14 protein-coding genes are annotated in these 15,225 nt (G+C 57.3%); 3 read left to right on the top strand and 11 right to left on the bottom strand.

The features are described 5' to 3' along the window. The 6 genes from ygiD to ACO6EE_RS09975 form a co-directional block, all read right to left on the bottom strand. Nucleotides 1-700 (bottom strand): 4,5-DOPA-extradiol-dioxygenase (ygiD, locus tag ACO6EE_RS10000; protein ID WP_485960863.1); only part of this gene is annotated, 700 nt, incomplete at its 3' end. A 276-nt stretch (nt 701-976) separates the two neighbouring features. Next, complete coding sequence (locus ACO6EE_RS09995) at nt 977-2,884, bottom strand: ATP-binding cassette domain-containing protein (protein ID WP_485960862.1); 1,908 nt, start codon at nt 2,882-2,884, stop codon at nt 977-979. Nucleotides 2,885-2,944: 60 nt separating this feature from the next. Then, entirely contained in the window at nt 2,945-3,541 is a 597-nt protein-coding gene (locus ACO6EE_RS09990) for a DUF4303 domain-containing protein (RefSeq protein WP_485960861.1), read from the bottom strand. Nucleotides 3,542-3,732: 191 nt separating this feature from the next. Next, nucleotides 3,733-4,443 (bottom strand): hypothetical protein, encoded by a 711-nt coding sequence (locus ACO6EE_RS09985; RefSeq protein WP_485960860.1) that lies wholly within the window; start codon nt 4,441-4,443, stop codon nt 3,733-3,735. A gap of 21 nt (nt 4,444-4,464) precedes the next feature. After that, complete coding sequence (locus ACO6EE_RS09980; protein ID WP_485960859.1) at nt 4,465-4,812, bottom strand: hypothetical protein; 348 nt, start codon at nt 4,810-4,812, stop codon at nt 4,465-4,467. A 211-nt stretch (nt 4,813-5,023) separates the two neighbouring features. Beyond that, nucleotides 5,024-5,947, bottom strand: coding sequence for a hypothetical protein (locus tag ACO6EE_RS09975; RefSeq protein ID WP_485960867.1), 924 nt, complete (start codon nt 5,945-5,947; stop codon nt 5,024-5,026). Nucleotides 5,948-6,170: 223 nt separating this feature from the next. Between ACO6EE_RS09975 and ACO6EE_RS09970 the strand changes: the two genes are divergently transcribed. Next, complete coding sequence (locus ACO6EE_RS09970; protein ID WP_153711696.1) at nt 6,171-6,749, top strand: LemA family protein; 579 nt, start codon at nt 6,171-6,173, stop codon at nt 6,747-6,749. 73 nt (nt 6,750-6,822) lie between these two features. Here ACO6EE_RS09970 and ACO6EE_RS09965 read toward each other — a convergent pair whose 3' ends face one another. From ACO6EE_RS09965 to ACO6EE_RS09955, 3 genes are all read right to left on the bottom strand, one after another. Next, entirely contained in the window at nt 6,823-8,232 is a 1,410-nt protein-coding gene (locus ACO6EE_RS09965; RefSeq protein WP_485960858.1) for an amino acid permease, read from the bottom strand. 278 nt (nt 8,233-8,510) lie between these two features. Next, entirely contained in the window at nt 8,511-9,959 is a 1,449-nt protein-coding gene (locus tag ACO6EE_RS09960) for an aminoacyl-histidine dipeptidase (RefSeq protein ID WP_485960857.1), read from the bottom strand. 251 nt (nt 9,960-10,210) lie between these two features. Further along, on the bottom strand, nt 10,211-10,366 hold the full coding sequence (locus tag ACO6EE_RS09955; protein ID WP_485960856.1) for a hypothetical protein: 156 nt from the start codon (nt 10,364-10,366) through the stop codon (nt 10,211-10,213). Between ACO6EE_RS09955 and ACO6EE_RS09950 the strand changes: the two genes are divergently transcribed. Then, nucleotides 10,365-11,237 carry a lysophospholipid acyltransferase family protein gene (locus ACO6EE_RS09950; RefSeq protein WP_485960855.1) on the top strand — a complete coding sequence of 291 codons (873 nt, stop codon included), beginning with the start codon at nt 10,365-10,367 and terminating at the stop codon, nt 11,235-11,237. The two genes, ACO6EE_RS09955 and ACO6EE_RS09950, sit on opposite strands and share 2 nt — an antisense overlap. Nucleotides 11,238-11,328: 91 nt before the next feature. Here ACO6EE_RS09950 and trkA read toward each other — a convergent pair whose 3' ends face one another. Beyond that, nucleotides 11,329-12,738 (bottom strand): Trk system potassium transporter TrkA, encoded by a 1,410-nt coding sequence (gene trkA, locus ACO6EE_RS09945; RefSeq protein WP_485960854.1) that lies wholly within the window; start codon nt 12,736-12,738, stop codon nt 11,329-11,331. Between the two features lie 82 nt (nt 12,739-12,820). After that, nucleotides 12,821-13,546 (bottom strand): helix-turn-helix domain-containing protein, encoded by a 726-nt coding sequence (locus tag ACO6EE_RS09940; protein WP_485960853.1) that lies wholly within the window; start codon nt 13,544-13,546, stop codon nt 12,821-12,823. A gap of 175 nt (nt 13,547-13,721) precedes the next feature. On the opposite strand from ACO6EE_RS09940, the gene hemN reads away from it, so the two are divergent. Next, entirely contained in the window at nt 13,722-15,107 is a 1,386-nt protein-coding gene (gene hemN, locus ACO6EE_RS09935; protein ID WP_485960852.1) for an oxygen-independent coproporphyrinogen III oxidase, read from the top strand. The last annotated feature ends 118 nt before the right edge of the window (nt 15,108-15,225 follow it).

Below are 15,225 nucleotides of genomic sequence, written 5' to 3'. Positions count from 1 at the left end.
GCGGTTCGCGCAGCGCGGCGGTGTAGAGCAGCGGCAGGTAGTGTTCGGGCGACGGCACGGAGAGCGCGGCGGCTTCCCCCAGCCGTTCGTAATGCACCAACGTGTCGTTGTCCTGCGCGGCAAGGGCGCGATTGACGGCATTGCGGAAGTCTATTGCCCATTTGTAGCCCGCGGCGGGGTCACGGCGCATGGCGCGCAGGTTGTGGACGACGTTGCCGCTGCCGACCACCAGCACGCCCTGTTCGCGCAGCGGGGCGAGTTTTTTCGCCAAATTGAAATGCCATTGTGCAGGCTGCATCAGGTTCAGGCTGAGCTGCACCACGGGAATGTCGGCTTCGGGATACAGGTGTTTCAGCACTGCCCACGCGCCGTGGTCGAAGCCGCGTTCCGGGTTCATTGCCACATTTTCAGGCTGCAACAACGAGCGCACCTGCCCCGCCAGTTCGGGCGAGCCGGGCGCGGGATATTGCACTTGGCCGAGTGCTGCGGGGAAGCCGTAAAAATCGTAAATCATTTCGGGGCGTTCGCCGGACGTTACCTGCAAACGGTTACCGTACCAGTGCGCCGAAATCATCAGAATGGCTTCGGGCTTGGCAAATTTCTGCACGATGCGGCGGAAGCCTTGGTTGAACGGGTTTCCCGCGTCCAGCGCGTTCATCGGACTGCCGTGTCCGACAAATAATACGGGTATTTTGTTCATGGTGTTTCCCAATCCGTTTTGAAGCGGATGATTTTACGGGAAACTTTTGCGCGAACCATCCCGTTTGGGGAAGAATATGGTTTCTTAATGAGAAAACATTAGCTGTTTTATGCCTTCATTTTTTACTTTTGCTTTTAAAAGGCTACCTGAAAGCATGGGTGGGTGCGTGATTGGCGCGATAAAAAGCAGCCTGCACTTGGTTTTCCCAAGGTGCAGGCTGCTTTGTATTTTTCAGGTAGCCTTTCAAACGCCCTCTCAGGCTACCTGAAACCTAAATCACCCCCCGTTCTGCTTCGCTTCCAGCATCTCCCACCGCTCCAGTTTCTCCAGCAGCAGCATTTCGATTTCTTCCGCGCGGGCTTGCAGGCTGCCGGCTTTTTCGTAGTCTTTGAAGATTTCGGGGTCGGAAAGCTGGGCGTTCAAAGCGGCCTGTTCGGCTTCCAGCGCGGCGATTTCGTCGGGCAGGGCGTCGAGTTCGCGCTGTTCTTTGTACGACAGCTTGGCCGTGCGGTTGGGCTTGGGTTTGTCTTTTTCAGACGGCCTTTCGGGCTTGGCGGCGGGGGCGGAGGCAGCCTGCACTTTTTCTTCGCGCGCCTTCGCGTCGGCATAGTCCTGATAGCCGCCAATGTATTCTTTTAGACGGCCTTCTCCTTCAAATACAATGCTCTGCGTAATCACGTTGTCCAAAAACATACGGTCGTGGCTGACGAGGAACACGGTGCCGGCGTAGTCGCGCAGCAGTTCTTCCAGCAATTCCTGCGTGTCGATGTCCAAATCGTTGGTCGGCTCGTCCAGCACCAGAATGTTGGCGGGGCGGGTGAACAGTTTGGCCAGCAAGAGGCGGTTGCGCTCGCCGCCGGAAAGCGACGACACGGGCGACTGGGCGCGGGCGGGGTGGAACAGGAAGTCTTCCAGATAGCCCATCACGTGCCGCTTTTTGCCGCCAATTTCCACATAATCGTTGCCCTGGCCGAGCGTGTAGAACACGGTGTCGTTTTCGTTCAGGGCGCTGCGGAATTGGTCGAAATACGCCACTTCCTGCTTGCTGCCGAGGCGGATTTTGCCGCCGGTGGGTGCGAGTTCGCCCAAAATCAGCTTTAAAAACGTGGTTTTGCCGATGCCGTTCGCGCCGATGAGTCCAATCTTATCGCCGCGCTGAATTACGGCGGAAAAATCATTCATAATCAATTTGTTGCCATATGCAAACGAGGCGTGTTCCAGCTCGGCGACGATTTTGCCGCTTTTCTCGCCCGAATCGAGTTTGAACGACACCTGCCCCTGCCGTTCGCGCCGCGCCGCGCGCTGTTTCCGCAATTCTTCCAAACGCTTAACGCGGCCTTCGTTGCGCGTGCGCCGCGCTTCGATGCCTTTGCGAATCCACGCCTCTTCTTGCGCGTGGAATTTGTCGAACAGGCGGTTGTGTTCGGCTTCCACCGCCAGTTCTTCCGCCTTTTTCTCGCTGTATTTGGCGAACGAGCCGGGATAGGAGCGCAGGCTGCCTCGGTCGAGTTCGACGATGCGGTTGGCCACATTGTCCAAAAAACGGCGGTCGTGGGTAATCACAATCAGGCTGCCGGCAAAGTTTTTCAGCAGGTTTTCCAGCCACAAAATCGCGTCGATGTCCAAATGGTTGGTCGGCTCGTCCAGCAGCAGGATGTCGGGCTTCTGCACCCACGCCTGCGCCAGCGCGACGCGCTTTTTCTGCCCGCCGGACAGATTGGCGATTTTTTCGTTTTCAGGCAGCCCCAGCTCGCCGATGGTCTGGCTCACCAGCGCATCGAACTGCCAGCCGTTTTGCGCTTCGATTTGGTTTTGCAGTTCGTTCAATTCTTTGATAAGGCTGTCGTTCTGCCCGTTCGCCAGTTCGCGGCCGATTTCGTGGTAACGCCGCAGCACGTCGCGCAGGCTGCCCAGCCCTTCGGACACAATGTCGAACACGGTGGCCGCGCCGTCGAAAAAGCTCTCCTGCGGCACATACACGGTTTTCAGCCCGTTTTGCAGGATGAGCTGGCCGTCGTCGGGCTTCTGCACGCCGGCGAGGATTTTCAGCAGGCTGGATTTGCCCGCGCCGTTGCGCCCGATCAGGCCAACTTTGTCGCCCGCGGCCAGTTGGAAAGACGCTTTGTCGAGCAGCGCGACGTGCCCGAAGGCGAAGGATAGGTTTTCGGCTTGGAGGATGGTCATGGTAAGTCCTTGTTTTGTTGGGGTTCAGGCTGGTTTTTGGGGTTTCAGACGGCCTGAAAGTTACACAAATTCGGGGAAATGCCGTTGCAGTTGTTCGGGCGTGAGGCTGGGGGCAATCAGTTCTTCGTCTTCATCGCAGGCAACGGAGACAAAATCGGGGGCGACGAGCTTGGTGCGCAGCAAATCTTCGGTGGCGCGACGGCAGGCGCGTGGGAAGCATTGGCGGAAGCGGTCGTATAAGTCGTCCCAATCGGCTTCTTGGCGCACGGCAGCCTGCACGCTTTGCGCCGCCGCATTGCCTGCCGCGCCACTATCAAACATATATTCCGCCAAATCCGCGCCTGACCAGCGCAGCGATTGTTTCAGCTTGGCGCGGCTTTCGGTGGAGCCGTATTCGTTTTGGTATTTTTCTACCACGCGCGCAAGCAGCTCTTCCGTGCCGACCGACAGCGAGGGGAAATAGAGATTGGCGTTGTCGCAGTAGAAATTGTGGAAAATGGCGGCGTACACGGTTTGGCGCGGGTGCTGCCTGCGGATGCTGTGCACGGCATTCACGATGATTTGATAGGCGAGGTTTTCGATAGATTGCCAATCCGGCTGCGGCATGGGGCGTCCTTTCAGGCTACCTGAAAATGATGTAGGCGGTTTCGCGGGCATCGGGTTCGGTATTTTAGTGGCGTTGGCGGGATTCGGGAATCGGATAGGGCTTGGCATAGCCACAATTTGTTCGGTTTTTTATTGGAATGAGAAAGTGCAGGCTGCTTTTTGGGCTTTCAGGTAGCCTTTTAGCTTCGCAGAAACTCGGCTTCCTTTGGAAACTTCGTTTTAACTTCGTTGAAGCTGCGCTTTCAGACGACCTGAAAAGCGGCTACCCGTTTCATCGGCCATGATTCGGTTGCCCAAACGCGTTCAAATTCTTCGGCGAAACCATGTTGCGCGGCGTAGGTTTGCAGTTGCTGCAGCCAGGTTTTGGGGGCGATGTCGGTGGCGGCGCGGGTGGTGTGCAGCAGGTAGGGGCGGGTATCGAAAGCGTGGACGATGTGCTGGCTGACGGCGTTTAAGGCTTGGGGATTATTGCTGGTTTGCTGGGCGATTTTCTCGTATTGTGACAGGGCGGCGGCTTTTGCGGTTTCGTGTTCGGCGGCGGTTTGCGGGCTGTGTCGGGCAGTGGTGGCTTGGATGATGATCAGGGGCGGCAGTTGCCCTTCGGCGAGCGCGGCGGCGAGGCGCAGGTGTCCGTCTAAAATCAGCTGGCGGTTGGATAGGGCGGGGAGTTCGTACGCCAAGACGGGCGGCAGTTGGTTTTGCCGTGCGCGTTTGCACCAATATTTCAGACGGCCATCTTCGGCGTGGTGGGTTTTCAGGGCGATAAAGCGTTCGGCTTGGGTGTAGAAATTGTTGTCCAGTGCGTCGAAACGGCTGCCTGAAAACAGCCATTGGGCGTAGTTTTCGTCGGTTTCAGGCTGCCCCACGGCGGTGTCGTGCCAGCATTCGCCCCATTGCGGCGGCAGGGTTTGGGCGGGACGGTAGTCGAAGTGCCATTCGCCGATGCCGAGCAACCCTGCGTTGTGGACGGCGAGTTATTCGATGAAATATTTGTTCCACAACAGGCCTTGTTCGGCAGCGGGCCGGCAGGCGATGTGTTCGTTTACGCGGCTGCCGATGTACCCGACGGGCTGGTATGCCTGCCAGCGTTCGGCGTAGCTGCGGACGAGGTAAACGTCGTATAAATCGTGGCTGAAGAACGACCAGAACACGGGTTCGTCGTTGCAAGTCAGGCTGAGGCTGATGCCGTCGGGCGTGTGGAGTTTCAGGTAGCCTTGCGTTTGACGGTCGATATGCAGGGCAAGGCTGCTGGTGGAGGCGGGATTCTGGGGCAGGTTGCCGCTGTATTGTTCCAGCGCGGCGTTGAGCGATTGGTAGTGCATGGGGTGTCCTTTGTGCAGGCTGCTTTTTTGGCTTTAACTTTGCGGAACCTCCGTTTCTTGGTGGAAACGGAATTTTCATTTTACTAAAGCCCATGCTTCCAGACGGCCTGAGGTGGTCAGCGGATGTGTGGGGAGTCGCTATCCGTTGATGTGAAGCCGTTTTATAGTGAATTAAATTTAAACCAGTACAGCGTTGGCTCGCCTTGCCGTACTATTTGTACTGTCTGCGGCTCACCGCCTGGTCCTGATTTAAATTTAATCCACTATAGGATGCAGGCTGCTTTGGAACAAACACGCGATACGCACCGCGCAGGGTGAACAACAGCAACGCGCCGATGAACAGCAGCCCGATGGTCAAGGCAATCGGCTCGTCAATGTTGCGCCACCAGCCGATGCCCGCCCATGCAAAGGCGGCGGCAAGCGGCAGATACCAGCAGCACAACACGGTGTATTTCCACCACTGCGGCGTTTCGTCCGGCACGGTTTCGCCTTCGGCCAGCGCGTTCTGCCAATCGTCGAAGCGGCGGAGGACCCACATCAGCGGCAGGGCGAACAGCGGCACGGCGATAAGCGCGTCCAGCAGGGCGGCTTTGCGTTCGCGGTTGAATCGGGCGGCTTGGTCGGCATAACGGTAGATTGGCACGCCGTCCACTTCCATTTCATACAGGCGAGAACCGCTGTATTTCACCACGGCCGTTTTGCCCGCGTGGGCGTAGGCGGATTCGCAAGCGTCGTGCAGGTTGGCGGCACAGTTCAAATGCAGGGTTTCACCGCCGTTGGGGAAAGGAAGATAGTTGGTATCGCTCACATGGCGGCAGGGGCGACCGAGTAGAAATTGGGCGAATCCGTTTTGGGATACGGCATCCTGCCGCGCATAACATTCGGTGCTTGCATTATACGGTTTGGCGGGCACAATGCCGCGTGCTTCGCGCAATTCGCCGTATGAGGCCGCCGTGCTGCCGTAAAAAGCGACGACCATACCCGTAACGGCAATCATCAAATAAAGCCATTGCAGCGAAGAGATGCCGCTTTTGCCGGCAGGGAATCGGTCGTACAGCCGTTTTTCGCCTCGTGCCAGCGCACGGATTTGCAGATACAGCACCAGTGCGGTCGCCAGCAGGATGCCCCATAGCACGCCGTTTACGGACAGAAACTAGCCGATACCGAATGCGGCAACGATGTAGAAGAACATGGCGCGGTAGAGCGCGTGCGGGGTTTGGGGGGCGGGAATGGGGAGGGTTATCACGATCGATCTTTCAAGAAAAGGCTGAAGGCTACCTGAAACCGTTTCAAGCCGCTGTTTGCACAAACTATATGGTAAGATGAGCTAGTAATTCTAACATTTCTAGGAGACCGTGATGCTGTGGATTCTTTTGCTGCTGGGCGCGTGCGGCGTGGTGGGCGTGATGGTGTACAACCGGCTGGTGATCGCGCAAAACCAATACCGCAATGCTTTCTCTCAAATCGGCGTGCAGCTGCAACGCCGGCACGATTTGATTCCCAATCTGGTGGCCGCCGCCAAAGGCTACCTGAAACATGAAAACGACACCTTTACGCAGGTTACGCAGGCGCGCAATCAGGCGGCCGGCGTGTTAGGTGGTGCACGGCCGGAAAATGCGGAGGCGGTGGCGCAGCTTTCTGCTGCCGAAACCCAGCTCACCCAAGCCGTGCGCAGCCTGATGGTGCAGATTGAGGCCTATCCGGATTTGCAGGCCGCCGCCAATATGCGCCAGCTGGCCGAGGAAATCACCAGCACGGAAAACCGCATCGCCTTCGCCCGCCAGGCTTATAACGACGCGGCCATGGGCTACAACACGCTGCGCCAGCTGTTTCCGCACAGCATCGTCGCCGACTACTGCGGCCATCGTCAGCCGGCACAGTTATTAGACTTCCCTGACCGCGCCAAACACCAAGCGCCGCCTGAGGTGCGGTTTTAAGGGCTGATAATAGGTTTAAAGGCTACCTGAAAGCGGGTGTTCCGTTTTCAGGTAGCCTTGATTTCCTCCGCTGTTATTGCTGTGACTGCTGCGGAGCTGGATTATTACTGTGTTTGCGGTGGTACAGCAGCCAATACAGCACGGTGCAGGCGGCAAACCAGATGGGCATGCACATCAGCCCCAGCCGGGTGTCGGCATCGCGCGAGAACAGCACCAGCACGAAGGCGAGGAAGGCGAGGCACACCCACACCATGGCGGTGCCGCCGGGCAGTTTGTAGATGGATTTTTCGTGCAGATGCGGGCAGGTTTTGCGGTATTTGAGATAGGCCAGCAGGATAATCGCCCACACGAAAATGAAGCCGATGCTGGAAAGGGTGGTGACCACGGTGAACATGGCCATGATGTCGCCCTCCTGATACAGCAGAAATACGGCCACAATCAGGTAGAGGCAGGAATACAGCAGGCCGGTGGCGGGCACGCCGTTTCGGTTGAGGCGACTGAACATACGCGGAGCCACGCCGGCTTCAGAGAGGCCGTAGAGCATGCGGCCGGTGGAAAACATGCCGCCGTTGGCAGAAGAAAGGGCGGAAGTGAGCACCACGAGGTTAACCAGCCCGGCGGCAATCGGAATGCCGATAAGGGTAAACATATTCACAAACGGGCTCTTGGCGGGGTCGATTTCGTTCCAGGGCGTTACCACCATAATCACGCTTAAGGCCAGCACGTAGAAAATAATCACGCGCATAGGAATGCGGTTGATGGCTTTGGGCAGGTTAACTTCCGGGTCTTTGGTTTCGGCAGCGGCTGTGCCCACCAATTCAATGCCCACAAAGGCAAACACGGCAATCTGGAAGGCAGAGAAGAAGCCGCCGATACCGTTGGGGAAGAAGCCGCCATGGTTCCAAAAGTGGCTGAGCGAGGCTTTTTCGCCGGAAGTGGGATCAACAAAGCCGCTGGCCACCAAAAAGCAGCCCACGGCAATCAGGGCAACAATGGCCACGATTTTCACCAGGGCAAACCAAAATTCCATTTCGCCGAAGAGTTTTACAGTGAGCAAATTCATGCCGGCCATGAGGATGATACACAACAGCCCGGGCAGCCACAGCGGCACATCCGGCCACCAGAATTGGGTGTAGCCGGTGATGGCGATGATATCGGCCATACCGATTACCACCCAGCAAAACCAATAGGTCCAGCCCACAAAAAAGCCGGCGGCCGGGCCGAGCAAATCGTGGGTGAAGTCGGTGAAAGATTTGTATTCGAGATTGGAAAGCAGCAGCTCGCCCATGGCGCGCATGATGAAAAACAGGAAAGCGCCGATGATGATGTAGGCGAGGATAACGGAAGGGCCGGCCAGATGGATGGTTTTGCCCGAGCCCATAAACAGGCCGGTGCCGATGGCGCCGCCGATGGCGATGAGTTGCAGGTGGCGGTTTTTTAGGTTGCGTTGCAGGCTATGCGGGGTTTCTTGGTTAGTGCTCACGGGTATTCCTTTGTACTTCCTATTGCGGATGAAGTTTGAACTTAATCCGCGCTAACTTAATCGGCCGCCGCAGCATTGCGGCAGCCCGAAGCGGAATATAACCCAGTCAACAGAATATAGGCAACTGATTTTTATAGAAAATATTAAATTATCGCTGTTTAAAATCCCTTTCCAATCCATTTTTTAGCAAGCCTTTCCCCTAAAAAATACGATTTTGCATGAAAAATGCCGACCAGAATAACTGGTCGGCAGGGATTTTCAATGCTTAGCTTAATTCGTTAAGCAATCCGTTTGAGCAAATCCAGCAAAATGCGCCAGCACTCTTCCACGGTATCAATCTGCACCCGCTCTTTGGGCGAGTGAGCACCTTTGATGGTCGGGCCGAAGGAAATCATTTCGGTGTGCGGCAGATGTTTCTGCATCAGGCCGCATTCCAGACCGGCGTGCACCACTTCGATTTGCGGCTGCTGCCCGCGTACGGCAGCAAAGGATTCAATGGTTTTCTGCAGCAAGGCAGACGACATATGCGGCTCCCAGCCGGTGTAGTCCTGCTCGGTATGCAGGGTGGCGCCGGAGAGGCGGGCGATTGAGCCGAGCAGGCGGCAGAAATCGTCTTTCGGCCGTTCGCGCAGTGAGCGCAACAGCATGGAAGCAGTAAATTTACCGTCTTCCGTGTGCACCACACTTAAGCAGTTGGAGGTGTCCACTACGCCGTCGAACTCTTCGCTCCACTTGAGCACGCCGCTGGGAACGGCAGCAAGCAAATCAACGAGGCGGCGGCTGTCGGCATGGCTGGCGGCCTGCGCGCTCTGGCCGAGCAGGGCTACCTGAATTGCCAGTTTGTCGGCAAACTTGCCCAATTCGTTTTGTGTTTCGGCAAGCACGGTGGCGGCCAGTTCGGTCAGCGCACCAACAAATGCCTGGGGCAGCACGATTTCAGCTTCTGCCTCGGAGGGAATCACGTTGCGCAACGCACCGCTGTGGAAAGCCGCCAGCCGCCAGCCGCTTTCTTCCGGCAGGCGTGCCAACAGGTCGGTCAACACCTTAATGGCGTTGCCGTAGCCGCGGTGAATATCGATGCCGGAATGCCCGCCCAACAAGCCGGACACGGTAATGCGCACATGCTGGCCTTCGGCGGCTTCGGTGGCAAAAGGCAGGCGCAAATCGGCATCGCGCCCGCCCGCACAACCCACATACACGCAACCGGCTTCTTCGGTATCCAAGTTGATCAAATAGCGGCCTTGCAGCAAATCACCACGCATTTGGCGCGCGCCGTCCATACCGATTTCTTCTTCCACCGTGAGCAGCACTTCCAAGGGCGGATGCTCGATATCGTCGGCAAAAGCCACAGCCAAACCCATGGCCGAACCGAGGCCGTTATCTGCACCCAGCGTGGTTTGCGTGGCGTGTACCCAGCCATCGATGATTTGCGGCCGGATAGGGTCGGTGGCGAAATTGTGCGGCGAATCGGGAGTCTTTTGCGCCACCATATCGATGTGCCCCTGCAAAATTACGCCGGGCTTATCGGCCATGCCCGCACCGTGCGCCGGCTTGCGGATATAAATATTGCCCTTTTCGTCTTGCTGCACCGCCAAGCCTTTTTCCTTGGCGCGGGAAACAATCATTTCGGCCAGCGCGGCTTCTTGATAAGTGGGGTGTGGAATGGCGCAAATATCGGCAAACCACTGCCAAACAGCCTGCGGCTGCAAAGAATGAAGCGGATTCATGGGGTCTCCTTTGGGGAATGATGGGCTACCTGAAAATGTAGCCGAAGCAAGAGCCGATACCATTTGGCAAACGCATCGGCGCGAATAAACGGCTTGAGTTTAAACCTGCAGCGCACGGCAGGCAAGCCGACAAAAGGCTACCTGAAACCGATGTTTTACCAAAGCCAAGGCTGAGTTTCTGCACAGCTAAAGTATAAATTTCAGCGAAATAAGCAATATCTTGGCGCTACTACGCCTGCGTTTCTATGCAGTTAAAACCCCAGTGCCAACACCATAAACCCATTTGGGCTTTTAATCTTGTTGGAGCCCATGCTTTCAGGTAGCCTTCCCGCCATTGGCTTGCCCGCCCCCTTTTCCATTACAATACTGCCCAAACCGCTCCAACCCATCCCTAACGCCATCCCCATGCGCACCCTTGTTTTCTTCCTCTTCCGCACCCTGGCAGCGCTGCCGCTGGCCGCGCTGCACTTCATTGCCAACTGCGCCGGCGGCCTGCTTTATTGTTTCGCCCGCGCCGACCGCGAACGCATCCGCAACCACCTGCACACCGCCGGCCTGCCCAACGATGCTGCCCACATCCGCGCCGTGTTCCGCGAAACTGCCAAAGGCGCGCTCGAGCTGCCGCTGGCCTTTTTCCGTAGCCCCGAGCAGGTGGCCGCCCTCTTCGTGGAAACTCACGGCTGGGAACACATTCAAGCCGCGCTCGATGCCGGCGAAGGTCTGCTGCTCATCACTCCCCACATCGGCAACTACGACCTCGCCGGCCGCTACATCAGCCACCGCCTGCCCTTCCCGCTCACCGCCATGTATAAGCCGCCGAAAATCAAAATCCTCGACGACATCATGCAAGCCGGCCGCGTGCGCGACAAAGGCCGCACCGCCCCCACCAACCTACACGGCGTGAAGCAAATCATCCAAGCCCTGCGCCAAGGCGAAGCCACCATCGTCCTGCCCGACCACGTGCCCGACGAACACGGCGACGGCGTATGGGTGCCCTTCTTCGGCCGCCCCGCCTACACCATGACCCTGGCCGGCCGCCTCGCCCAAGTAAAAAACGTGCGCCCCCTGTTTTTCGCCGGCATCAGGCTACTTGAAAGCCGCGGCTTCGCCCTACACATCGAGCCCGTGGAAGGCAGCTTCAACGGCAACAAAGCCCACGACGCCGAAATCATCAACCGCAATGTGGAAAACTGGGTGCGCCGCTTCCCCGAGCAATACCTGTTTGCGTACAACCGCTACAAACATCCTTCTGGCGCCCCGCTGCCACCGCAGGAATAATCAACACCTTCGGCCTGCCATACAAAAAGGCTACCTGAAAAACCATTTTTGTTTTCAGGTAGCCTTTCTCTATATTTTCAATTTATTGTTTCTAACCAAAGAAACCCATGCGCACTTGAATCAATTTTTCCAACTCGCTCACCACGCGGCGGCGGGCTACGAACAGGATGATGTGGTCGCCGTCGGCCAGCTGCACGTCTTGATGCCCCATAAACACTTCTTCGCCGCGCACCACGGCGGCAACGTGGCAGCCGTTGGGCCAGCGTACGGCACTCACACGGCGGCCGACCAGTTTGGAAGTGTCTTTGTCGCCGTGTGCCACGATTTCGATGGCTTCGGAATTGCCGCCGCGCAGGGGGTGGACGGCTTCCACGTCGCCGCGCCGGATGTGCGCCAGAATCGAGCCGATGGTCACCAAGTGGGGCGATACGGCGATGTCGATGGTGTTACCTTGCAGCAAATCCACATAGCTGGAACGGTTTACGATGGCGATAACGCGCTTGGCACCCAGGCTTTTGGCCAGCATGCCGGCCATGATGTTGTTTTCGTCGTCGTTGGTGAGCGCGCAGAACACGTCAATTTCGTCGATGTATTCGCCTTCCAGCAGGCTTTCGTCGGCGGCGGAGCCGTGCAGCACGAGGGTGCTGTTGAGGTTTTCCGAAAGCCATTCGGCGCGTTTTTCGTTGATTTCGATGATTTTCACATCGAAGCGGTCTTCCAGCTGGCGGCTGAGTCGGAAGCCGATTTGGCCGCCGCCGGCAATCATCACGCGTCGCGTGGGCTGCTGCTGCGGGCGCAGTTCGCGCAACACTTCGGCCACTTGCGAAGTGGCGGCAGCCACGAATACTTCGTCGCCCTGCTGAATCACGGTTTGCGGCGTGGGCATAATCAGCTTGTTGTTGCGGTAGATGGCGCAGATTTGGCAGTCGGTGCCTTCGGGCAGGTGTTCGTGGATGGTGTGGATCGGTTGCCCCAACAGTCGCCCGCCGCTTTGCGCACGTACCACCAGCATGCGCACTTTATCTTCGGCAAAGGTGAGCACCTGCAGGGCGCTGGGGTGGCAGAGCAAATCGGCCAGCCGCTCGGTAACCAGCTGCTCGGGGCAGATGGATTCGCTCACGCCGAACAAATCGAGCGTGCCGCGGCTGTCGTTCTCTTCTTCAGCGTCGCGGCCGGTGAATTCCAAATAATCGGAAAGGCGCACGCGGGCAATGCGATTGGGGATGTTGAACAGGCTGGAAGCCAGTTTGCAGGCAGCCAGATTGGTTTCGTCGTGGCGGGTGAGGGCGAGCAGCAGGTCGGTGTCGTAGGCGCCGCCTTCGGCCATCACGGCGGGGGAAGAACCGTTGCCCAGCAGGGTTTGCACATCGAGCTTGCTGCCGATGTTGCGCAGGGCTTCGGAATCGTTGTCGATAATGGTCACGTCGTGGTTGGGAATTTCCACCAGATTCTGTGCCACGGCAGTGCCCACTTGGCCGCTACCTAAGATGAGGATTTTCATATTGGAAGATTGGGCTTGGCAGGCATAGTTTCAGGTAGCCTGCCAAGCGGTTGGGAAATAAAGATAAATCCAGGATGCCGCTTTAAACCACAGCAGGCTGGAGGCCGGAAGCCAGCTGCTTGAGCCGTTCGGGCTTGAGCAGTCGGATGTGTTTGTATTCCACTTCCACCAGCCCCTCCTGGCTGAATTTGGAGAGCGTACGGCTCACTGTTTCCAGCTTCAGCCCCAAATAGCTGCCGATTTCCTCGCGCGACATGCGCAAAATAAAATCATTGGCCGAGAGGCCGCGTTTTTTCAGCCGTTGCGACAAATTCAGCAAAAATGCCGCCAGCCGCTCTTCGGCGCGCATATTGCCCAAAATCAGCATAACATTTTGATCGCGCACGATTTCCTGGCTAAACAAGCGGTAGAAATGCAGCTGCAATTCCGGCACCGCCGCACAAAGCTCCTCCATGCTGGCATAGGGCAGCTCGCACACTTCCGTGTCTTCCAGCGCCACCGCATCGCAGTAGTGTATTTGGTTGCAGATGCCGTCCATGCCCACCAGTTCGCCCGACATAAAAAAACCGGTAACCTGATCGCGCCCGTCGTGGCTGGCGATAACCGTTTTCAGGAAACCGGTGCGCACCACAAACAGTGAATCAAACCCGTCGCCGTTGCGAAACAGGAAATCGCCCTTTTTCAGGCGGCGGCTGCGTTTGATAACCGCATCAACGCGCTCTACCGCCACCGCAATCGCGGCATTGGGCTGGCATAGCTCTTTAAAAACGCAGCGCAAGCAAGTTGTGGAGTGGGGCATGGCTTTCATGTGTGTGCTAACTTTCTAAGCAATCTGAGCTTATGAAGCGGCGGCAATTATCGTTTATACTTACCGCCTGGCAATAGTTGGAGCAATTTGCCAAACACCGGCATTTTACCCGATTTCACAAACAAAACCTATTACCGCATATTTATCAAAAAATAACAGCAATCTAACCACTACCATGTCTGCCAACCGCACCCAAGAAATCATCTTCGACCGCAAGCTTATCGCCTCCCTGCCTGCCAACGGCCCGCGCTACACCTCCTACCCAACCGCCGACCGCTTCCACACAGGCTTTACCGCCGAAGACTACATCCAAGCCGTGCAAAACCGCACGCCCGGCCCCCTCTCGCTCTATATCCACATCCCCTTCTGCAACACCATCTGCTACTACTGCGGCTGCAACAAAATCATCACCAAAGACACCACACGCGCCGACCAATACCTGGGCTACCTGAAAAAAGAATTCGCCCTGCAGGCCGAACTCCTGCAAGGCAAGCCCGAATTGGCACAGCTGCACTTCGGCGGCGGCACCCCCACCTTCCTCTCCGATGCCCAGCTCGATTTCGTATTCAGCCTTATCCGTGAGCACTTCACCCTGATGCCGCAAGGCGAATACTCCATCGAAATCGACCCGCGCAAAGTAAGCCGCGAAACCGTGCTGTCTCTCGGCTCGCTCGGCTTCAACCGCATGAGCGTGGGTATTCAGGATTTCGACCCGCAAGTGCAACAAGCCGTAAACCGTACCCAAAGTGAAGAAGAAACCCGTGTGGTGATTGATGCCGCCCACGAAGCCGGCTTCCAATCCGTGAGCGTCGATTTGATTTACGGCCTGCCGCACCAAACCCCCGCCACCATGCAGCAAACGCTGGATAAAGTGCTTGCCCTCGCCCCCGACCGGCTGGCGGTTTACCACTACGCTCACCTGCCGCACATTTTCAAACCCCAGCGCCGCATCGACACCAATGCCGTGCCCGACAGCAACACCAAGCTCGATATGCTCCAGCAAATCGTGCAGCGGCTGGGCAGCGAAGGCTACGTCTTCATCGGCATGGACCATTTCGCCAAGCCCCAAGACGAGCTCGCCATTGCCCTGCGCGAAGGCCGCCTGCAACGCAACTTCCAAGGCTATTCCACCCACGCCGACTGCGACCTTATCGCCGTCGGCCTCTCCTCCATCGGCAAAATCGGTCGCATCTATAGCCAAAACCAGCGCCAGCTCGAAGCCTACTATGCCGACCTCGATGCCGGCCAGATGCCCCTGTTCCGCGGCTACCTGCTCGACGAAGACGACCTGCTGCGCCGCCGCCTCATCCAAGACCTCATGTGCCGCTTCGGCCTCGAGTTTGCCGATTACGAAGCCGAATGCCGCCAGCCCTTCGCCCAATATTTCGCCGCCGAGCTGGCCGATATGGCCACCCTCGCCACCAAAGGCCTGGTTGAACTCAATGAAACCGGCCTAACCGTCACTCCAAAAGGCCGCTTCCTCATCCGCAACATCGCCATGGTGTTCGACCGCCACCTGCGCTCCCGCGACACAGCCGCCAAGTATTCGCAAACCGTGTAAACAAGGTTTCAGGTAGCCTTTATCCGGCAAGCAAAGGCTACCTGAAAGCACAAGCTGCAAGGCAAGCAAAACATTGTGGATAAAAATGAATGGGCTAGGCAGCGAGCCGTAGACAGAC

This window comes from Eikenella sp. (assembly GCF_057315495.1).
This window is presented reverse-complemented; position numbering and strand designations above follow the sequence as displayed.

Coding starts and splice junctions, on each gene's coding strand:
- ACO6EE_RS09995 (WP_485960862.1), bottom strand. CDS start 2,884: ATGACCATCCTCCAAGCCGAAAACCTATCCTTCGCCTTCGGGCACGTC.
- ACO6EE_RS09990 (WP_485960861.1), bottom strand. CDS start 3,541: ATGCCCGCGAAACCGCCTACATCATTTTCAGGTAGCCTGAAAGGACGC.
- ACO6EE_RS09980 (WP_485960859.1), bottom strand. CDS start 4,812: ATGCACTACCAATCGCTCAACGCCGCGCTGGAACAATACAGCGGCAAC.
- ACO6EE_RS09970 (WP_153711696.1), top strand. CDS start 6,171: ATGCTGTGGATTCTTTTGCTGCTGGGCGCGTGCGGCGTGGTGGGCGTG.
- ACO6EE_RS09960 (WP_485960857.1), bottom strand. CDS start 9,959: ATGAATCCGCTTCATTCTTTGCAGCCGCAGGCTGTTTGGCAGTGGTTT.
- ACO6EE_RS09950 (WP_485960855.1), top strand. CDS start 10,365: ATGCGCACCCTTGTTTTCTTCCTCTTCCGCACCCTGGCAGCGCTGCCG.
- ACO6EE_RS09955 (WP_485960856.1), bottom strand. CDS start 10,366: ATGGGGATGGCGTTAGGGATGGGTTGGAGCGGTTTGGGCAGTATTGTA.
- trkA (WP_485960854.1), bottom strand. CDS start 12,738: ATGAAAATCCTCATCTTAGGTAGCGGCCAAGTGGGCACTGCCGTGGCA.
- ACO6EE_RS09940 (WP_485960853.1), bottom strand. CDS start 13,546: ATGAAAGCCATGCCCCACTCCACAACTTGCTTGCGCTGCGTTTTTAAA.
- hemN (WP_485960852.1), top strand. CDS start 13,722: ATGTCTGCCAACCGCACCCAAGAAATCATCTTCGACCGCAAGCTTATC.